Raw genomic sequence first — 19,699 nt, 5'->3', positions numbered from 1 at the left:
GCGTAATTTTCTTATAGTACGCCGTCAAAGAGCATAGGGATTCGGCAGTTTATGTGGAGTATCGTGTAATGGCGCTCGATCGCATCGATCGGCAGATCCTGGCGCTGTTGCAGGCCGATGGCCGTATGACCAATGTGGAGCTGGCCGAACGCGTCGGACTGACCGCCCCGCCCTGCCTGCGCCGCGTCCGCGCGCTGGAGGAAGCTGGCGCCATTCGCGGCTATCATGCCGACCTCGACGCCGCGCGCCTGGGCTTTCCGATCACCGTCTTCGCGATGGTATCGCTGCGCAGCCAGGCCGAGCATGACCTCGCCGCGTTCGAGGCGCATGTCGCGGGCATCCCCGAAGTGCGCGAATGCCATATGCTCAACGGCGAGATCGACTTCATCCTGAAGATCGTCGCCTCGGACCTGAAGAGCTTCCAGGAAATCCTGACCGGCCATCTGACCCCTGCGCCGAACGTGGCCAGCGTCAAGACGTCGCTGACCATCCGGACGGCCAAGCAGGTTTCGGGAATTCCGATCGAAGCCGACTGATCCGGTTTTGGAGGCAATAAAAGGCCGGTTCTCCGTTCGGGAGGACCGGCCTTTTTTGTTGGCGCTTTGGCGTGGCCTTCGACTTCGCTCAGGCTGAACGGATGTGGGGTGTTGCGCCGATAAACAGCAACCGCCGCTCAGCCTGAGCGAAGTCGAAGGCCACGCCCCGCACCTCGCCAAGAAAAAAGACCCGCGCCGTCCCCGACGCGGGTCCCCATTCCTTACGCCTGGGTCGACAGCCAGGTGTTCCAGAAGCTCGCCAGATCGGCGCGCGGCGCGCCCTTGACGGCGTCGAACGCAGCCTTGGCACCCGCCTTGTCGCCGCTGGCGGCAAGTGCGATGCCGAGGCGGGTGTTCACCTCATTGGCGTCGACGCCGCCCTTTTGCAGCGCCAGACGATACAGCTCGGCCGCCTTGGCGTAGTTGCCCTGGCCGTAATAGGCCTCGGCGGTCAGCGCGGCGAGCTTGCCGTCGGCGGCCGACTTGGCGCGTGCCTCGGTCGGGGCGAGCGAGCCTTCCTGGCGGTTCTTGGTCTCGGCGGCGGTCAGCATCGCCTTGGCCGTGGCATTGCCGGCCGGGATCTTGCCGGTCGCCATGCCTTCCTTCAGCACGGTCGCGGCTTCGGCGGGCAGGCCCTTGTCGGTCGCGTACTGCGCATATTCCATATAGTCGTTCTGGTCGGCCAGCGACTTGGAAGCGCGCATCAGGCGGAACAGGTCGAGCTTCTGGTTCTTGTCCAGCGTCGCCAGCGACCCCTGCTGCAGGCCATAGATGACCAGTGCGTTACGCCAGTTCTGCGGGGTCGGATAGGCCGCGAGCCACTTGCGCATCCAGCTCAGCGTCTCGGGGACCTGCTTCGCCTTGTTGGCCCGACCGATGGCGAACTTGTAATAGTCCTCCGGCGCCTTCTGGCCCGATGCGTTCATCTGGTCGATCACCGACGCCAGCTCGGCATTTCCGCCTGCGACATCGCCCGTTTCGAACTTCGACTTGACGATCAGCATCGGCAGGTTGGGATCGTTATAGCCCAGCTGCTTGGCCTGCTGGAAATATTGCAGCGCGATCGGATACTGCTTGCCGTTGAAGGCCAGCGCGCCGCGACGATAAACATAGCGCGGCTTGTCGGCCGCCGGGGTCGACGGGCTGTTGATCAGCGCATCGAGCGGCTTGGCGAGCACCGCCTCGTCGATCGGGGCGTTCGGATTGGCCTGCTGGGCCGCGAACAGCTTGCCCGATTCGAGCTCGTAGCGCATCGCCGCGGCGATATACTTGTCATCTTCGGTCTTGGCGGCGGTTTCGACCGCGGCGACCAGCGGCTCGGCGGCGGCATAATTCTTCTGCTGCAGCACCGGCTGCGCGGCCTGGGCCGCCTTCAGCGCCTCGGGGCTCAGCTTCAGACCGCCGGCCGCTTCTTCCTTCTTCTTCTGCGCAGACAGCGGCGCGGTCAGCACGACGCTGCCCATGCCCGTCGCGAGCGCGGCCGCCAGCGCGAGCTTCGGTAGGATTTTCATGCGAATTCTCTCCAAGAATACAGCCGGTCGGTCCGGGATCGTCGATGGCAGGCTTGATAGGGACAGCGCGCGTCCCGTTCAAGCAGAGCGATTGATGGATGCCCCCTCTATCCAACAACCGCTGAACGCGGATTGAACGCGAACGCTCCCGACGCTAGCGCGCACGGCATGATCGCCGTCATCTCCCCCGCCAAGACGCTCGACTATCAGAGCCCCCTGCCCGACCTCGCGCCGACCGCGCCCCATTTCGCCGAAGAGGCGCAGACGCTGGCCAAGGCAGCCTCCGGGCTGGGCGAGGAAAAGCTCGCCTCGCTGATGCGGATCTCTCCCGCGCTGGCGCAACTGAACGCAGAACGCTTCCGCGATTTCGCCACCGCGCCGGAGCGGCCCGCGATGTTCGCCTTTGCGGGCGACGTCTATACCGGGCTGGAGGCCAAGTCGCTCGACGTGCCGGCCGTCCTGTTCGCGCAAGGTCATCTGCGGATGCTGTCGGGGCTTTACGGCCTGCTCCGCCCGCTGGACGCGATGCGCCCGTATCGGCTGGAAATGGGTACGCGCTGGGCGCCGGGTGGTGGCAAGCTGACCGACTGGTGGGGCGACCGCATCGCCGAGCGGCTAACCCAGGAGGTCGAGGCGGAGGGTTCCGGCACCGTCCTGAACCTTGCCAGCCAGGAATATTGGCACGCGGTCGAGGGAAAGCTGCCCGCCGCCATCCGGGTCATTGCGGTCGATTTCCGCGAGGGCGACCGTTTCGTCAGCTTCCACGCGAAGAAAGCGCGCGGCGCGATGGCGCGCTGGATGATCGAACATCACGTCACCGAAACCGATGCGATGCGAGGGTTCGATAGCGATGGTTATGCGTTCGATGCCGAGGCAAGCACGCCGACCCTATGGAGATTCGTGCGATGAGCGAGTGGAAGCGGGCGATCGTCATCGGTGCCTCGGGCGGGATCGGCCAGGCGATGGCCGATGCGCTGGCGGAAGAAGGCGTGAGCGTCACGCGCCTCGCCCGGTCGAGCCAGGGCGAGGGCCATATCGATATCGAGGACGAGGCCAGCATCGCCGCCGCCGCCGAACGGATCGGCAAAGGCCCCGCCCCCGATCTGGTGATCGTCGCCACCGGCCTGCTCCACGACGGAGAGCGGGGACCGGAAAAGGCGATCGACCAGCTTTCGCCCGAATGGCTGGCGCGCAATTTCGCGGTCAACGCAATCGGCCCCGCGCTGGTCGCCAAGCATCTGCTGCCGCTGATGCCGCGCACCGGCAAGACGCTGTTCGCCGTGCTGTCGGCGCGGGTCGGGTCGATCTCCGACAATCGCATGGGTGGCTGGTACGGCTATCGCGCGTCGAAGGCGGCGCTCAACCAGTTGGTTCGCACGCTGGCGATCGAGCATAAGCGGCGCAACGACCGCTCGATCATCGTCGCGCTGCATCCCGGCACCGTCGATACCGCGCTGTCCCGGCCGTTCCAGGGCAATGTCCGCCCCGGCGGCCTGTTCGCCCCCGACCGCGCGGCGGTCCAGTTGCTCGACGTCATCGATGGACTGAAGGCGCCGGACAGCGGCAAGCTGTTCGATTGGGAGGGGAAAGAGGTCCAGCCTTAGGCGGAAGACCGATCAACCCCATCATCCGTTCGCGCGGAGCGTAGTCGAAGCGCACGCCCGGCCATCGCGGCGTGGCCGCCGTCATCCCTTGGCCTTCGACTTCAGCGCGATGCGCCGAGTTTATCCTGAGCGGCTGGCTTGCCAGCCAGCCGAAGGGCTCAGGCTGAACGGAGGTTGGGACAGGCACGCTCGGCCGAAGCGCAACGAACTCCTTATTATCATTCAGATTACAACATCGTAACATCCGAGACATTCAGCCGAAACGCCTGAAATCCCATAAGAACCGGGCTGGCCGCCGTTTACTCCCGTCGGCGGCCAGCGCCTCCAAAGTCCCGCGAACATGCTGCCGAGGGGGGAGCACATTCCGTCGGGCCTGCCCCCGCCGCCCCGTCCCGCGTCTCCACCGGTCCTCCCGACTGGCCGCTCGCGAATGGGGCGGGCGGGGGTGGTCAGGCGGCTCACGCTCGGCTAGTACCTCTGGTTCCCATCTGACCATCAAGCCGGAAAGCAACAGACTTTGGCCGACGAGACGACCCTCGCGGAACCTTCCGATATTTCGACGATCTCCATCGTCGACGAGATGAAGTCGAGCTATCTCGACTATGCGATGAGCGTGATCGTGGCGCGTGCGCTGCCCGACGTGCGCGACGGCCTGAAGCCGGTCCATCGCCGTATCCTCTATTCGGCCGCCGAAAGCGGCTTCGTCGCGGGTAAGCCCTATCGCAAGTCGGCGCGTATCGTCGGCGACGTGATGGGTAAGTACCACCCGCACGGCGACAGCGCGATCTACGACGCGCTGGCCCGCATGGCGCAGGACTGGTCGATGCGGGTGCCGCTGATCGACGGTCAGGGCAATTTCGGCTCGATGGACCCCGATCCGCCCGCCGCGATGCGTTACACCGAGGCGCGCCTGGCCAAGGTCGCCAATTCGCTGCTCGACGATCTCGACAAGGACACGGTCGACTTCCAGCCGAACTATGACGGCTCGGAGCGCGAACCGTCGGTCCTGCCCGCCCAGTACCCGAACCTGCTGGTCAATGGTGCCGGCGGCATCGCGGTCGGCATGGCGACCAACATCCCGCCGCATAACCTGGGCGAGGTGGTCAATGCCTGCCTCGCGTACATGGAAAGCGGCGCGATCACGGTCGAGGAACTGAACGAGATCGTCCCTGCCCCCGACTTCCCCACCGGCGCGCTGATCCTTGGCCGCTCGGGGGCGCGCTCGGCCTACCAGACCGGACGCGGTTCGATCATCGTGCGCTCGCGCCACGAGATCGAGGAAAGCCGCGGCGACCGTCGCGCGATCGTCCTGACCGAAATCCCCTTCCAGCAGGGCAAGAACGCGCTGGTCGAGAAGATCGCCGAGGCCGCCAAGGAAAAGCGGATCGAGGGGATCAGCGACATTCGCGACGAGTCGAACCGCGAAGGCGTTCGCATCGTCATCGACCTGAAGCGCGATGCCACTCCCGAGGTCGTGCTGAACCAACTGTGGCGGCACACCCCCGCCCAGACCAGCTTCCCGGCGAACATGCTCGCCATTCGCGGCGGTCGGCCCGAGCTGCTGAACCTGCGCGACATCATCCAAGCGTTCGTCCAGTTCCGCGAGCAGGTTATCACCCGCCGCTCGAAGTTCGAGCTGGCCAAGGCGCGCGAGCGGGCGCACATCTTGCTGGGCCTCGTCATCGCGGTGACGAACCTGGACGAGGTGGTGCGGATCATCCGTGGCTCGGCCTCGCCGGTCGCCGCGCGCGAAGCCTTGCTTGCCCGCGAATGGCCGATCGCCGAGATCGCTCAATATATCCGACTGGTGGAAGCGGTCGAGCATGAAGGCTTTGGCGACACCTATCGCCTGTCGGAGACGCAGGTCCGCGCGATCCTCGACCTGCGCCTGCACCGCCTGACCGCGCTGGGCCGCGACGAAATCGGCGACGAGCTGAAGGGTCTGGCGGACTCGATCACCGAGCTGCTCGAGATCCTCGCCAACCGCGTGAAGCTGTACGAGGTCATGCGCGGCGAGCTGGTGGCGATCCGCGACCAGTTCGCGACCCCGCGCCGCTCGGAAATCGCCGCCGCCGCCGATGGCATCGACGACGAGGACCTGATCGAGCGCGAGGACATGGTCGTCACCGTGACCATGCAGGGCTATATCAAGCGCACGCCGCTCGACGCCTTCCGCGCGCAGAATCGCGGCGGCAAGGGCCGCTCGGGCATGGCGACCAAGGACGAGGACGTCGTCACCGAGCTGTTCGTGACCAGCACGCACACCCCGGTCCTGTTCTTCTCGAACCATGGCAAGGTCTATCGCTACAAGGTGTGGCGCCTGCCCGAGGGCGGCCCGGCGACGCGTGGGCGGCCGATGGTCAACCTGCTGCCGCTGGCACCGGGCGAGGTCATCTCGACCGTGCTGCCTCTCCCTGAGGACGAGGCGGAATGGGGTGCCCTGCACGTCATGTTCGCCACCGCCAAGGGCGCAGTGCGCCGCAACTCGATGGATGCGTTCACCAACGTGCCCTCGAACGGCAAGATCGCGATGCGCTTCGAGGAGGGCAGCGAGGACCGGTTGATCGGCGTCGCGCTGCTCGGTGCTGGGGACGACGTGCTGCTCGCCACCCGCTGCGGCCGTGCGATCCGCTTTGCGGCGGACGATGTGCGCGAATTCCAGAGCCGTACCTCGACCGGCGTGCGCGGCATCGCGCTGAAGGGCGAGGACGAAGTTATCTCGCTCTCGGTCCTGCACCGGGTCGGCACCACCCAGGAGGAGCGTGAGGCGTACTTGCGCTTCGCCCCCTGGAAGGGCGAGAAGGAAGGCGAGCCGGAGCTGTCGGTCGAACGGTATGAAGAATTGCGCAATTGCGAGCAGTTCATCCTGACCGTCTGCGCCAATGGCTATGGCAAGCTGTCGTCGGCCTATGAATATCGCCGCACGGGTCGCGGTGGTCAGGGCATCACCAATATCGACAATATCGCCCGTAACGGCGATGTCGTCGCCAGCTTCCCGGCGTCCAAGGGGCATCAGCTGATGCTGGTGACCGACCAGGCCAAGCTGATCCGCATGTCGCTGGCGTCGCTTCGTGTCATCGGGCGCGGCTCGGCGGGCCTGCGGCTCTTCAACGTGGCACCGGGCGAGCATGTCGTCTCGGCCGCACGCATCGAGGAAACCGAGGAGGATGCCGAGATGAACCTGGCCGAGGGCACTCCCGAGATCGCACCCGAGCCGGATGCGGCTATCGGCGAGAATCTGGCCGCCGGACCGGAGGATGGAGAATGAGCCATCCCGCTACCGCCTACAAGGTGCTGACCGCCGATCAGATGGCGGTGTTGGAGCAGGGGGGCGTCTTTGCGGGCGCCCCGGTGGATCTGGCCGATGGCTATATCCACCTCTCCACCGCCGGCCAGCTGACCGAGACGGTGGACAAGCACTTCGCGGGACAGAGTGACCTGCACGTCGCAGCCGTCGATCTGGAAGCGATGGGCGAAGCGGTGAAGTGGGAAGAGAGCCGGGGCGGTCAACTCTTCCCGCATCTCTATGCCGACCTGCCGCTGACGGCGGTGATCGCCTATGGACCGTTGAAGCGCGACGACGACGGCACGGTCCGTCTGCCAGTGGCGGGATAATCCCGCTATCGGTTTGACCGATACCGTTCCGTAACCGAAACGTCATAAATCTATCACGGCGTGTTTACGGTCTTGTCCTATGGCGTACCGTGATGAAGCCGCCCGCCTTCTCTTCCTGGTCCGAACGTGCGGAAAGCCCGGCCATCGGGGCGGATGCGTCGCTGATCGATGCCATCGCCCTGTTCCGGCAATGCCCCGACATGCGGCTGCTGCCCGTGCTCGATACCGAAAGGCGGCCGGTCGGCGCGATCACCGAGCGTGACGTGAAGGGGTTGCTCTACAACCCGTTCGGGCACGCCCTGCTCCACAATCCGGATTTCGGCGCCAGCCTGACCGCCTATATCCGTGCGCATCCCAGTTGCGAGGAGGATGCGCCCCTGGCCGACAAGCTGGCGCTTCATGCCGATTGGGGCGCGCCCGACGCGCTGATCCTGACCCGCAAGGGGGTGTTCACCGGCCTGCTCGACGCCGCGCGGATCGCCCGGCTGGCCGCCGATGCGCAGATGGCGCTGGCGCAGGAGCGCATGGCGCGGGCGGGGCGCATCGACAAGGCCGCGCGGGCCTTCACCGCCGACATCGCCGCCCTGTCGGAGGAACTGCTGCGCGCCACTGCCGAGATGGGCGGCATGGCCAGCGACCTCGCCCGCTATGCCGGGGAGACGCAGGGGGGCGCGGATCGCATGACGGAGGCGATGGCCGATACCGGCTCCGCGCTCAGCGACATCGCGGCGCGCGGGCACGGGCTTGCCAGCGCCTTTGCCGCCATTACCCGCGACATGGACCGGTCCCGCACGATCCGCGAGGACGTGCGCCACCGGATCGCGGCGACCGACCAGCGGGCCGATGCGCTGGCGGCCAGCGCGACGACGATCGATGCGCTCCTGGCGCTGATCGAAGCCGTGGCGGCACGCACCAATCTCCTCGCCCTCAACGCCGCGATCGAGGCGGCGCGCGCTGGCGAGGCCGGGCGCGGCTTCGCCGTCGTCGCGCATGAGGTAAAGGCGCTGGCCGGGCAGACGCGCGAGGCGGCACGCGACGCCGCCCGCAACATGGGCGAGGCGAAGGGGAACCTCCATGCGCTCGTCGCCGAACAGGCCCAGCTCAACCGGGCGGTCGACACCATCGGCGGCATCTCGCAATCCATCGACGAAGCGGTGGCGGCGCAGGGCTTCGCGACGACCGGCATCGCCGCCAGCGTCGACCAGTCGGTCGCCTCCGCGCATCGCGTGGGCCAGCAGGTGCATCAGTTGCAGCAGGACGCGAGCCGGATCGACCGGGATGCCGGATCGCTGCTGACCTTGGCCCAGGCGCTGGAAAGCAATATCGGCAGCTTGCGCGACCGCACCGACGCCTTCGTCGCATCCGTCCTCTGACGGATCAGACGTAGAGATCGACGACGGTCATCCCCTCCCCCACCGCTTCCAGCAACAGCGTCCGGTGGCAACGACAGGGATCGCGCTCATAGCATAGCAGCGCGCTGGGCTTCTCTTCTGCCAGGTCGAGCATCCGCGCGGCCGCGGCCTGCGCCTCGGGCAGGGCCAGCTGGTTATCATAGACCTCCCGCAGCGTGCCAACATCACCCTTCTTCGCCGCATCGCGCCCGCGTTTGGGCGTGCCCAGATCCTTCAGATGGACATAGTCGATCCCGACCTCCTTCAACGCGGCGGTGAGCGGCGATTTGGAGAAGCCCGGCCGCCGCGACAAAGGCAGCGCACGGACATCGATCAGCCGCTCGACCCCCGCCGTTTTCAGCGTCGCAAGGAAGCCGTCGACGGTCGCGCCTTCATAACCGATGGTGAAGATCGTCGTCATCACGCCCGAAATGGGGAGCCGCGTCCCTCAAGCCAAGTCCTTCCAACCGGGACCGTCCGGGTTTAAGGCCGACCGATGACTTATGACATTCATGTGATCGGTGGCGGGCTGGCCGGATCGGAAGCCGCGTGGCAGCTGGCCGAGGCCGGGCTGAAGGTGCGCCTGTCCGAAATGCGCGGCGGCGCGGACACGACGCCTGCCCATCATGGTGGCGACCTGGCGGAGCTGGTCTGCTCCAACTCCTTCCGCTCTGACGACGCGACTTCCAACGCGGTCGGTCTGCTGCATCAGGAGATGCGTGCGCTCGGTTCGATCATCATGGCCAAGGGTGACACCCATGCGGTGCCCGCCGGGTCCGCACTGGCGGTCGATCGCGACGGCTTTTCGGGCGGCGTCACGGCGGCGCTGGAGGCGCATCCGAACATCACCATCGTGCGCGAGCGGATCGACGCCTTGCCCGAGGGTCCTGCGATCATCGCCACCGGCCCCCTGACCGCGCCGTCGCTGGCGGGCGGGATCGGCGAGGCCACCGGCGCGGAGGCGCTGGCCTTTTTCGACGCGATCGCGCCCATCGTCCACCGCGAGTCGATCGACATGGACGTCGCCTGGTTCCAGAGCCGCTGGAACAAGGGCACGGGCAAGGATTACATCAACTGCCCGATGGACAAGGAGCAATATTACGCCTTCCATCAGGCGCTGCTCGACGGCGAAAAGACCGAGTTTCGCGAGTGGGAGAAGGACACCCCCTATTTCGACGGCTGTATGCCGGTCGAGGTGATGGCCGAGCGCGGGGTCGAGACGTTGCGCTTCGGGCCGATGAAGGGCGTCGGCCTGGACGATCCGCGCACCGGACGCTGGCCCTATGCCGTCGTCCAGCTGCGGCAGGATAACGCGGCGGGTACGCTGTGGAACATCGTCGGTTTCCAGACCAAGCTGAAATATGCCGAGCAGATCCGCATCTTCCGCACCATTCCGGGGCTGGAGAAGGCCGAGTTCGCGCGGCTGGGTGGCCTGCATCGCAACACCTTCATCCGGTCGCCCGAACTGCTCGACGCGACGCTGCGGCTGAAGTCGCGGCCGAACCTGCGCTTCGCGGGCCAGATCACGGGGTGCGAGGGCTATATCGAGAGTGCGGCGATCGGCCTGCTGGCCGGGCGGTTCGCCGCTGCCGAGCTGACGGGGAAGACCATCGCCCCGCCGCCGGTCGAGACGGCTTTGGGAGCGCTGCTCGGCCATATCACGGGGTTGGCCGAGGCCGAGACCTATCAGCCGATGAACGTCAATTTCGGCCTGTTCCCGCCCATCCCCGGCCGGACCAAGAAGGCCGATCGCAAGCGCATGTACACCGACCGCGCGCGCGAGGCGCTGCCCGGCTGGCTCAACTCTCTTCCGCCGGGGCCGCCTCCGGTGCCTCAGCCTGTGCCTTTTGCCCCGGCGGACAGCCCCGCGGAACAGCCGGTCGACGCTTGACGGCGGTGGTGGCGAACTCGGTCGCATTCATCGTGCCGGATTTATCACGGTCGGCGGTGGCGAACTTGGTCGTGGCCTTGATCGCCCATTCGTCGAACGACAGCTTGCCGTCGCCGTCGCGGTCCAGCTTGGCATAGGCCTTGCGCCGCGCGGCGAGATACTCCTCGCGGGTGATGTTGCCGTCACGATCCTTGTCGTAGCGGTCGAAGCGCTTCTGCTCGCGGGTGCGGGCGGAGGCTTCGGGTAAGGGCGCGTCGTCCTCGGCGGTTTGCGGAGAGGCCGCTGTCGCCGCGCTTGCGGCGGGAAGCGGGGATGGTGTGTCGGGTCGGCTTCCCCACAGGAACAGCCCTGCCCCCACCAGTATGAGCGTGCCCAAGCCACCGGCCAGATAGCGCCACATCGGTTCCGTCTCCCCCCGTTCGACAGGTTATGGTTAACCTGGGTTGGGGATGAGCGGCAAGGGATTCCCTTGGCCTTCGACTTCGCTCAGGCTGAACGGGATTGGCAGCGTCTGCCCTGACAGCGTCTGCCCTGACCTCGCGCGTACCCCGGCGAAGGCCGGGGTCCAGTTGCTCTGCCTTATCGACGGCGCAATATGCTTGCTTACTCGCCTAGGCATGGCGCGCCACAAGCCATGTAGAAACTGAACCCCGGCCCCCGCCGGGGTACGGGCCGTACTCAATCAAACGGGTCAACGTCCCGTCAGGCCATGCCAAGCCAGTCGCGCGGCGCGCATCGGGTGGCCCGGCAAGCGATCCGGATGACGCAGACCTTCACGTGCAAGGATGGCAAGACCACTCAATCCCCGAGCCGGCTTCGGCAATTTAAATGCCAGAACCGCGTCCAGGTCCGACAGAGCCGCCGCCCTGATTCGCGTACGGGTCGCCTGACCGAAAACATGCTGCGCCAGATCGGCCCTGGCCCATGCCGCCCCCAGCGGCTCTGTACCGGGCTGCCCGAGCAACCGCCCGACGCTTCCGAACAATACGCCCCCGCGCATATCGGCATGACGCGCGATACGCTCGTCATCCAACGGTTCACCGTCATCAAGCAGCGCCTCCCACCCCTCGATCATGGGTGCCAGATCCGCGCCCCGGACCCCACCGGGCAGGACGCATTCCGCCAGCCGCTGCAACACCGGATGCGCAGGGACCGGCTCGCGGTCGAGCTTCTCCAGCGCCTCATACCACCAGGTCAGCCGCATCTGGCCGATCATCGGCTCGGTCGTGCTTTGCAGGATCGACGCAAGCTGATGGTCCAGATCGAGCAGCGCCGCGAACCCGTCACGCGCCGAGGCGGGCGCGTACCCCACCGCCAGCGCCTGTTCGCGCATGACCGCTTCGATGGCGGACGACGGAATGGTGGCAGCATCGATCATCCCCTGCCCTTCGCACAGCTAGGCCCCATGAAAAAGGGCCTCCCGGTTTCCCGGAAGGCCCCCTTCATTTCGCAAGGTTACCCCACGGCTTAGCCGCGATAGGTGACCTTCTTGACCGCCGCGACGACCTTGTTCGCGTCGACCAGCGCCAGCTTTTCGAGGTTGGCGGCATAAGGCAGCGGCACGTCCTCGTTGGTCACGCGCAGCACCGGCGCGTCGAGGTCGTCGAAACCTTCCTCCATCACCACGGCGGTGATTTCCGACGCGATCGAGCAGGTCGGCCAGCCTTCCTCGACCACGACGAGGCGGTTGGTCTTGGCGAGCGACTTCAGGACGGTCTTGGTGTCGAGCGGGCGCAGCGTGCGCAGGTCGATGACCTCCGCCTCGATGCCCTCGGCGGCCAGCTTCTCGGCGGCTTCGAGCGCGACGCCCACGCCGATCGAGTAGGAGACCAGGGTCACATCCTTGCCTTCGCGCATGATCCGCGCCTTGCCGATCGGCAGGACGAAATCATCCAGCTTGGGCACGTCGAACGAACGGCCGTACATCAGCTCGTTCTCGAGGAAGACGACCGGGTCTTCCGAACGGATCGCGGCCTTCAACAGGCCCTTGGCATCGGCCGCATCATAGGGCGCGATCACGATCAAGCCGGGGACCGAAGCATACCACGGGCCATAGTTCTGCGAGTGCTGCGCGCCGACGCGGCTGGCGGCACCATTGGGACCACGGAACACGATCGGGCAGCGCATCTGGCCACCGGACATGTAGTTGGTCTTGGCGGCCGAGTTGATGATGTGGTCGATCGCCTGCATGGCGAAGTTGAACGTCATGAACTCGATGACCGGGCGCAGGCCGCCCATGGCGGCACCCGTGCCGACGCCGGCAAAGCCATATTCGGTGATCGGCGTGTCGATCACGCGGCGGTCGCCGAACTCGTCCAGCAGGCCCTGCGTGACCTTGTACGCGCCCTGATATTGGGCGACTTCCTCGCCCATCACGAAGACTCGGTCGTCGGCACGCATTTCCTCGGCCATCGCGTCGCGCAGCGCTTCGCGGACGGTGAGCTTCACCATCTCGGTGCCTTCCGGGATTTCCGGCGAGGCGGGCGCTTCCTGCTCGGCGGCGGCGACCAGCTTCTGCGTGCCGCTTTCCTGCTCGGCGGCCGCCGCGCCTTCCGGCATCGGCGGCGCATTGTGGTCGGTCGCCTCGTTCTTCGGCGCGGCATTGGCCGCATCGCCCGAACGCGAGCCCGACGCGGCGGCGGACGCAACGTCCTCGCCCTCTTCGGCCAGCAGCGCGATGGCGGTGCCGACCTTCACATTGTCGGTGCCCTCGGCCACCAGGATCTTGGCGATCACGCCTTCATCCACGGCCTCGAATTCCATCGTCGCCTTGTCGGTCTCGATCTCGGCCATGATGTCGCCGGACTTGACCGTATCGCCTTCCTTCACGAGCCACTTGGCGAGCGTGCCCTCTTCCATCGTCGGCGAAAGGGCCGGCATCTTGATCTCGATCGCCATCTTAGTAACGCTCCACCAGCACTTCAGTGTAGAGTTCAGCCACATCGGGCTCGGGGGTCTGCTCGGCGAAGTCCGCCGCTTCGTTGACCTGCTTGCGGATATCCTGCTCCAGTACCTTCAGGTCGGCCTCGGTCACGCCCTGCTCCTCGAGCAGACGCTTCACATGATCGATCGGATCGGACTTGTCGCGCACGCCCTGCACTTCCTCGCGGCTGCGATACTTGGCAGGGTCGGACATGGAGTGACCGCGATAGCGATAGGTCTTCATCTCCAGGATGACCGGCCCCTTGCCCGCACGGACCCAGGCCAACGCCTCTTCGGCCGCGCCACGGCACGCCAGCACGTCCATGCCGTCGACCTGGATGCCGGGGATGCGGAAGCTCTCGCCACGGCGATACAGCTGGTCCTCGGACGAGGCGCGGTTGACCGCGGTGCCCATGGCATACTGGTTGTTCTCGATCACGAAAATGATCGGGAGCTTCCACAGCTCGGCCATGTTGAAGCTCTCGTACACCTGGCCCTGATTGGCCGCGCCGTCGCCGAAATAGGCGAGGCAGACGCCGCCGTCATTGCTGTACTTGTGCCCGAACGCCAGGCCGGTGCCCAGCGACACCTGCGCGCCGACGATGCCGTGGCCGCCATAGAATTTATGCTCGGTCGAGAACATGTGCATCGACCCGCCCTTGCCCTTGGAGATGCCGGCGGCACGCCCCGTAAGCTCGGCCATGATGACCTTGGGGTCGATGCCGTAAGCCAGCATGTGGCCATGGTCGCGATATCCGGTGATCACCGAATCCTTGTCGCCGTCGAGCGCCGACTGAAGACCAACCGCCACGGCCTCCTGGCCGATATACAGGTGGCAGAAACCGCCGATCAGGCCGAGGCCGTAAAGCTGACCCGCCTTTTCTTCGAAGCGGCGGATCAGGAGCATCTGCTTGTAGAAATCCAGCAACTGTTCCTTGGTAGCCTGGAACGGTTGCGGTTCGGCGGGACGCTCCCGATTGGGGATGGGGGGCTCGCTGGTACGGCTTGGAGCTTTTGCCACAGTCGGGAACACCTTTGTTTCCGTTAGGGAAGGATGGACGCCTATTGGCGTGCTTTGTCATGAAACTCAATTCCCCCTCTTAATTCCCATCGTGACAGCAGGAATTTAGGGAGGAATAGCTTTGCCTCGGTTGCCTTGTCGGCGAACCGCAGCCTACAACGCTGGCCGATTATGGATAGACCCCAACACCCGTTCCGCATCGCCAATTTCCGCAGCTATTGGCTGTCGCGGTTCAGCGGGACCATCGCCGTCTCCGCCATGTCGATCGTGATCGGCTGGCAGGTTTACAACCTGGCCCGCGAGACGATGGACGTGCGGCAGGCCGCGTTCATGCTGGGCATGATCGGGTTCGCGCAGTTCGTGCCGCTGTTCCTGCTGACCCCGATCACCGGACTGGTCGCCGACAGCGTCGACCGGCGCTGGATCGTGCGGGCGACGACGGCACTGCTGGTGCTGACCGCCGCCTCGCTCTGGTTCCTCACCTGGTCCGGGCATCTGACGCTGGGGGCGCTCTTCACCGCCGCCGTCGCTTTCGGCATCGCGCGGGCCTTTTCGGGACCGGCCTATTCCTCGCTCGCCCCCAATCTGGTGCCGCGCGAAAGCCTGCCCACGGCCATCGCGGTCAGCTCGATCGCGTGGCAGGTCGGCACCATCGCGGGTCCCAGCGTCGGCGGCCTGCTCTATGCCGTGCATCCCGAGTTCGCTTATGGCGTCGCGACCCTGCTCTTTGCCGTCGCGCTGTTCTGCATCTTCCTGATCGGTCCGGTGCCACAGCCGCCCGCGCAGACCGACCGGCGCCCCCTCACCCGAATCGTCGAGGGGTTCAGCTATGTCCGCCGCAACCGGCTGGTGCAGGCGGCGATCACGCTCGACCTGTTCGCGGTGCTGCTGGCGGGCGCGACCTCGCTGCTGCCGGTCTATGCGCGCGACATCCTGCATGTCGGATCGCAGGGTCTGGGCGTGCTGGCGGCGGGCATGGGGATCGGGGCGGCCACTACCGCGATCTGGTTCTCGTTCAGGCCGATGACGCAGAATGTCGGGGTCAAGATGCTGATCGCCGTGGTCGTATTCGGCCTGTCGATCCTGACCTTCGGCGTCGCCAGCCAAATCACCGGCGCGCTGGGCCTGGATACCGGAACGCTGGCGGTGAACGGCGTTGCTGTTTTCATCCATCCCGCCTTCCTGCTCAGCCTGATCGCGTTGATCGTCGCGGGCGGTGCGGACATGGTGTCGGTCTATGTCCGCCAGTCGCTGATCCAGCTCCACACCCCCGACGCGATGCGCGGGCGGGTGAGCGCGGTGTCGCAGCTGACCATCTCGGCGTCCAACGAACTGGGGGAGTTTGAGAGCGGGGTCATGGCCTCGATCCTCGGCCCCGTCGGCGCGGTCGTGTTCGGCGGGCTGGGCGCGATCGGGGTGACGTTGCTCTGGTCGCGGCTGTTCCCGGAACTCCGGCGCGCGCGAACCTTTGATCCGCCTGAAATCCTCAGCACCGAACCTAGCCACGGAGAAGCCAAGCCATGAAGGCCAACACCATCCTGGAAACGATCGGCAATACGCCGCACATCAAGCTCCAGCGGCTGTTCCCCGGATCGGAGGTCTGGATCAAATCGGAACGCTCCAATCCCGGCGGCTCGATCAAGGACCGCATCGCCCTCGCGATGATCGAGGCCGCGGAGGCCAAGGGCGACCTGAAGCCCGGCGGCACCATCGTCGAGCCGACCAGCGGCAATACCGGCGTCGGCCTGGCGATGGTCGCGGCGGTCAAGGGATACAAGCTGATCCTGGTCATGCCCGAATCCATGTCGATCGAGCGCCGCCGCCTGATGCTGGCCTACGGCGCGACCTTCGACCTGACGCCGCGTGAAAAGGGCATGAAGGGCGCGATCGAACGCGCGCTGGAGATCGTGCGCGAGACGCCCGGCGCCTGGATGCCCCAGCAGTTCGAGAATCCGGCCAATATCGACGTCCATGTCCGCACGACCGCGCAGGAAATCCTGACCGACTTCCGCGATTCGCCGATCGACGTCATCATCACCGGCGTGGGCACCGGCGGCCATATCACCGGCGTCGCCGAGACGCTGAAGAAGGAATGGCCCAGCCTGAAGGTCTATGCGGTCGAGCCCGCCGCCTCGCCCGTCATCCAGGGCGGCCAGCCCGGCCCGCACCCGATCCAGGGCATCGGCGCAGGCTTCATCCCCGCCAATCTCCACACCCAGGCGATCGACGGCGTGATCGAGGTCGATGCCAATGTCGCCAAGGACATGGCGCGCCGCTCGGCGACCGAAGAGGGTATCCTCGTCGGCATTTCGTCGGGTGCGACGCTGGCGGCGATCCTGCAAAAGCTGCCCGACCTGCCCGATGGCACCCGCGTCCTGGGCTTCAACTATGACACGGGCGAGCGTTACCTGTCGGTGCCGGACTTCCTGCCCGAGCAGTGAGCGACACGTCCCGGCCGCGCGGCGGCATCCGCGCGGTCTTGTTCGCCATCGCCGGTACGGCCAGCGTCGTACCGGCCTTGCTCGTGGCGAACGCGCCCGACATTCCCCGCATCCGGCATGGGTCGGCCCAGCGGGCTCGACCGGCGCCGCGCGTCGTCCCGTCCGCCGAGCTGCCCCCGGTCGAGCCGGTCGCGTTCGTCGACATGAGCCCGGACGAGGCGCGCGCCTATAATGCGGGCCTGCCCTTCTCGGCCGATCCCAACCCGGCCGCCCGGCCCTTCCTCTATCGCGGATCGGCGGAGGACAAGGCGCGGGCGCTCGACTGTCTGGCGGCGGGCGTGCTGTACGAAGCGGGCGACGACGCCAGGGGCGAACAGGCCGTGGCGCAGGTCGTGCTCAACCGGCTTCGCCATCCCGCCTTTCCCAAGACGGTCTGCGGCGTGGTCTTCGAGGGGCAGGAGCGCAGCACCGGCTGTCAGTTCACCTTCACCTGCGACGGCGCGCTGACCAAGTGGCAGCCGCCCGAAGCCGCCTGGACCCGCGCCCGCCAGATCGCGGCGATGGCGTTGAACGGCAAGGTCTTCCCGGCGGTCGGCCATTCGACCCATTATCATACCGACTGGGTCGTGCCCTATTGGCAGGCGAGCCTGGACAAGGTGGCGCGGGTCGGCAGCCATTTGTTCTTCCGCTGGTCCGGCTGGTGGGGCACGCCGCCTGCCTTCAACCGGCACATGCTAGCGGGCGAGCCGGTCATCACCCAGCTGGCGGCCTTCTCGCCCGCGCATCGGGCAGGGACCGATGCCAGCGCCGATGCCGGGGCCGCTCTGGCCGAAGGGGCCGTCGCGACGGGGACCATGGCGCCACTGGCCAGCGAGCCCGACACCTTCCTCATCACCCTGCCAGCCGGACTTTCGCCGGATGGCTTCCCGGCGCTGGCGACGAGCCTGTGCGGGGCGCGCAAGGATTGCACGGTCATGGCCTGGCGCGACGCCGCTGCAACCGCCTCCTCGGTGCCGCTCAACCAGGCCCAGATGGAGACGATGGCCTTCAGCTATTTCCGCAACGCCGGCATCGGACTGGAACGGACCCTATGGAATTGCGGCGTCTATCCGGCGTTCAAGGGGCCACGCTGCATGAAGCGCATGTCGACCGCCATCGTCCCGTTGGCCGCTCCCACGCCGCAGCCCAGCCCGACGCCGACTCCCACCGGCGAACTGACCGGCGTCCGTCGCGCTAGCACGCCACCGGCCGAGCCCAAACCCAAAACTCCGCCGCTATAAGCTTCTCCTGCCTTAAAATTTACGGCCACCCCGGCGAAGGCCGGGGTCCAGTCGCAAAACGAGGGAGTGGCTCACTGACCTCACCCCACCTGGATCCCGGCCTTCGCCGGGATGGGCGGAAAGGGCGATTCATCGCTTAGAGCGACGCGCGTCTTCCTAATCCCGGTGCGATTCGACCAGCGCGACGAACTCGGTCAGCTCGGCGATCGCCGCGTCGATATCCCGCTTCTGCGCCTGAAGCGCCTCGATCTTGGCGGTGCAGCGTTCCAGCGTCACCTCGCGCTGAAGGCGGCGGCCATCGCCCAGATCGTACAGGTCGATCATCTCGCGAATATCGGCCAGGCTGAACCCGACCCGTTTGCCCCGCAGGATCCAGGCAAGCCGCGCGCGGTCCCGTTGCGAATAGATACGCTGCGTGCCCCGCCGCTGCGGCGAGATCAGCCCCTCATCCTCATAGAAGCGCAGCGCACGGGCGGTGACGCCGAATTCGCTGCACAGCTCGGTGATCGAATAATCGTCGCGATCGACGCTGGGCAGCGGTTCGGCGGAGGCGGCGACCTGGGTCATGACAGTTGAGGCTAAATACCGTTTACGTGAACGTCAATCGGCACAAAGCGCGGTGCCGTTCGCACTGCGCAGGGTCCGCGCCTCGGCAACCGAGGCGCTGATCCGTTCGACATTCAGCGCCGAGAGCGTAGCCCGGCCGGTGCAGAAGGCATTGCAGGTGGAGGGCAATGTCGCGGGGAACTGGATGGCATCGCCGTCGAACCGCGCGGTAAAGCGACATGCACCGAGCGTCAGCTTCAACGCCGCACCCGATCGCTCCATGGTGCCGATGGCGGTGCAGCCCTGCCCCTCGCCATAATCCAGCATCACGCCGACCCGGCGGGCCGGACCCGTGCCGGCCGGCAGGATGCACATGCGATCCGTGTCCCGCGACCAGATACCGTCCAGCGGCGCAGCCGCCGGATCGGCGACCAGCCCGGCGGCGATGCTCGCCGCTTCCAGCCTTTCGCCCGCCTTGTCGTCCCCGCCCTCCCCCGCTTGCCCACAGGCGGCCAGCAGCAACAGGGACGCCAGCGCACTCGCCCGCCGGATCACGCGACCGGTGCCAGCCCGTCGCCCTCGATCCGACGATAGAAGCAACTGCGCGCGCCGGTGTGACACGCCGGACCAGCCGGATCGCAGATCAACCAGATCGCGTCCTGGTCGCAGTCGATCCGCATCTCGACCACGCGCAGCACATTGTTAGAGCTTTCGCCCTTCTTCCAAAGCCGCCCACGGCTGCGCGACCAGAAATGCGCGTCGCCGGTCGTTCGCGTGGCCTCCAGCGCCTCGGCATTCATATGCGCCACCATCAGCAACTCGCCGGACGTCCGATCGGTCACGATCGCGGTCAGCAAGCCATGGGCGTCGAATTTGGGGTCGAGCGTCAGCCCGGTGTCGCGGTGGTCGGCCATGCGGCGGGGTTAGAACGGAATGGCGTC

19 protein-coding genes are annotated in these 19,699 nt (G+C 66.5%); 10 read left to right on the top strand and 9 right to left on the bottom strand.

The genetic code is table 11. The features are described 5' to 3' along the window. Positions 1-68: 68 nt before the first annotated feature. Positions 69-536: an Lrp/AsnC family transcriptional regulator gene (locus BSZ14_RS12310; protein ID WP_042487895.1), complete on the top strand. Its 468-nt coding sequence runs from the start codon at positions 69-71 to the stop codon at positions 534-536. A 221-nt stretch (positions 537-757) separates the two neighbouring features. On the opposite strand, the gene BSZ14_RS12305 is transcribed toward BSZ14_RS12310, so the two are convergent. Then, positions 758-2,047, bottom strand: coding sequence for a hypothetical protein (locus BSZ14_RS12305; protein ID WP_076711142.1), 1,290 nt, complete (start codon positions 2,045-2,047; stop codon positions 758-760). Positions 2,048-2,215: 168 nt separating this feature from the next. On the opposite strand from BSZ14_RS12305, the gene BSZ14_RS12300 reads away from it, so the two are divergent. The 5 genes from BSZ14_RS12300 to BSZ14_RS12280 all read left to right on the top strand — a co-directional run bounded on the left by BSZ14_RS12300 (position 2,216) and on the right by BSZ14_RS12280 (position 8,639). Further along, complete coding sequence (locus tag BSZ14_RS12300; RefSeq protein ID WP_076711141.1) at positions 2,216-2,956, top strand: YaaA family protein; 741 nt, start codon at positions 2,216-2,218, stop codon at positions 2,954-2,956. Further along, positions 2,953-3,651: an SDR family NAD(P)-dependent oxidoreductase gene (locus tag BSZ14_RS12295; protein WP_076711155.1), complete on the top strand. Its 699-nt coding sequence runs from the start codon at positions 2,953-2,955 to the stop codon at positions 3,649-3,651. Before BSZ14_RS12300 ends, BSZ14_RS12295 begins: the two co-directional genes overlap by 4 nt. 517 nt (positions 3,652-4,168) lie before the next feature. Beyond that, entirely contained in the window at positions 4,169-6,919 is a 2,751-nt protein-coding gene (gene gyrA, locus BSZ14_RS12290; RefSeq protein ID WP_076711140.1) for a DNA gyrase subunit A, read from the top strand. After that, positions 6,916-7,266 (top strand): DUF952 domain-containing protein, encoded by a 351-nt coding sequence (locus tag BSZ14_RS12285; RefSeq protein WP_042487881.1) that lies wholly within the window; start codon positions 6,916-6,918, stop codon positions 7,264-7,266. Before gyrA ends, BSZ14_RS12285 begins: the two co-directional genes overlap by 4 nt. Positions 7,267-7,358: 92 nt before the next feature. After that, a complete protein-coding gene (locus tag BSZ14_RS12280; RefSeq protein WP_083748236.1) occupies positions 7,359-8,639 on the top strand; it encodes a methyl-accepting chemotaxis protein in 1,281 nt (426 codons plus the stop codon). 4 nt (positions 8,640-8,643) lie between these two features. On the opposite strand, the gene BSZ14_RS12275 is transcribed toward BSZ14_RS12280, so the two are convergent. Beyond that, positions 8,644-9,078, bottom strand: a complete 435-nt coding sequence (locus tag BSZ14_RS12275) for a DUF488 domain-containing protein (protein WP_076711139.1) — start codon at positions 9,076-9,078, stop codon at positions 8,644-8,646. Positions 9,079-9,153: 75 nt separating this feature from the next. On the opposite strand from BSZ14_RS12275, the gene trmFO reads away from it, so the two are divergent. Then, positions 9,154-10,548, top strand: coding sequence for a methylenetetrahydrofolate--tRNA-(uracil(54)-C(5))-methyltransferase (FADH(2)-oxidizing) TrmFO (gene trmFO, locus BSZ14_RS12270; RefSeq protein WP_076711138.1), 1,395 nt, complete (start codon positions 9,154-9,156; stop codon positions 10,546-10,548). Here the strand turns inward: trmFO and BSZ14_RS12265 are convergent. The 4 genes from BSZ14_RS12265 to pdhA form a co-directional block, all read right to left on the bottom strand. Further along, positions 10,457-10,948 (bottom strand): EF-hand domain-containing protein, encoded by a 492-nt coding sequence (locus BSZ14_RS12265; RefSeq protein ID WP_076711137.1) that lies wholly within the window; start codon positions 10,946-10,948, stop codon positions 10,457-10,459. The genes trmFO and BSZ14_RS12265 overlap by 92 nt on opposite strands. A gap of 291 nt (positions 10,949-11,239) precedes the next feature. Then, on the bottom strand, positions 11,240-11,926 hold the full coding sequence (locus BSZ14_RS12260; protein WP_083748235.1) for a squalene/phytoene synthase family protein: 687 nt from the start codon (positions 11,924-11,926) through the stop codon (positions 11,240-11,242). An 89-nt stretch (positions 11,927-12,015) separates the two neighbouring features. Further along, positions 12,016-13,446 carry a pyruvate dehydrogenase complex E1 component subunit beta gene (locus BSZ14_RS12255; RefSeq protein ID WP_076711136.1) on the bottom strand — a complete coding sequence of 477 codons (1,431 nt, stop codon included), beginning with the start codon at positions 13,444-13,446 and terminating at the stop codon, positions 12,016-12,018. Between the two features lies 1 nt (position 13,447). After that, positions 13,448-14,491: a pyruvate dehydrogenase (acetyl-transferring) E1 component subunit alpha gene (gene pdhA / locus BSZ14_RS12250; protein ID WP_056432896.1), complete on the bottom strand. Its 1,044-nt coding sequence runs from the start codon at positions 14,489-14,491 to the stop codon at positions 13,448-13,450. A gap of 171 nt (positions 14,492-14,662) precedes the next feature. Here pdhA and BSZ14_RS12245 point away from each other — a divergent pair, with 171 nt between their 5' ends. Genes BSZ14_RS12245 through BSZ14_RS12235 form a run of 3 tightly spaced genes read left to right on the top strand, consistent with a single transcriptional unit; the run spans position 14,663 to position 18,212 of the window. Then, complete coding sequence (locus BSZ14_RS12245) at positions 14,663-16,015, top strand: MFS transporter (protein WP_042487863.1); 1,353 nt, start codon at positions 14,663-14,665, stop codon at positions 16,013-16,015. Further along, positions 16,012-16,932, top strand: a complete 921-nt coding sequence (gene cysK / locus BSZ14_RS12240) for a cysteine synthase A (protein ID WP_076711135.1) — start codon at positions 16,012-16,014, stop codon at positions 16,930-16,932. Before BSZ14_RS12245 ends, cysK begins: the two co-directional genes overlap by 4 nt. Further along, positions 16,929-18,212 carry a cell wall hydrolase gene (locus BSZ14_RS12235; RefSeq protein ID WP_083748234.1) on the top strand — a complete coding sequence of 428 codons (1,284 nt, stop codon included), beginning with the start codon at positions 16,929-16,931 and terminating at the stop codon, positions 18,210-18,212. Before cysK ends, BSZ14_RS12235 begins: the two co-directional genes overlap by 4 nt. A gap of 156 nt (positions 18,213-18,368) precedes the next feature. Here the strand turns inward: BSZ14_RS12235 and BSZ14_RS12230 are convergent, their stop codons facing one another. The 3 genes from BSZ14_RS12230 to hisI are packed head-to-tail and all read right to left on the bottom strand — an operon-like array spanning position 18,369 to position 19,672. After that, positions 18,369-18,779 (bottom strand): MerR family transcriptional regulator, encoded by a 411-nt coding sequence (locus tag BSZ14_RS12230; RefSeq protein WP_042487859.1) that lies wholly within the window; start codon positions 18,777-18,779, stop codon positions 18,369-18,371. Positions 18,780-18,812: 33 nt separating this feature from the next. Further along, positions 18,813-19,313, bottom strand: a complete 501-nt coding sequence (locus BSZ14_RS12225; protein ID WP_241823742.1) for a hypothetical protein — start codon at positions 19,311-19,313, stop codon at positions 18,813-18,815. Then, positions 19,310-19,672, bottom strand: coding sequence for a phosphoribosyl-AMP cyclohydrolase (hisI, locus tag BSZ14_RS12220; RefSeq protein WP_076711134.1), 363 nt, complete (start codon positions 19,670-19,672; stop codon positions 19,310-19,312). Before hisI ends, BSZ14_RS12225 begins: the two co-directional genes overlap by 4 nt. Between the last annotated feature and the right edge of the window lie 27 nt (positions 19,673-19,699).

This window comes from Sphingomonas sp. Sph1(2015) (assembly GCF_001970915.1).
Lineage (GTDB): Bacteria > Pseudomonadota > Alphaproteobacteria > Sphingomonadales > Sphingomonadaceae > Sphingomonas > Sphingomonas parapaucimobilis.
This window is presented reverse-complemented; position numbering and strand designations above follow the sequence as displayed.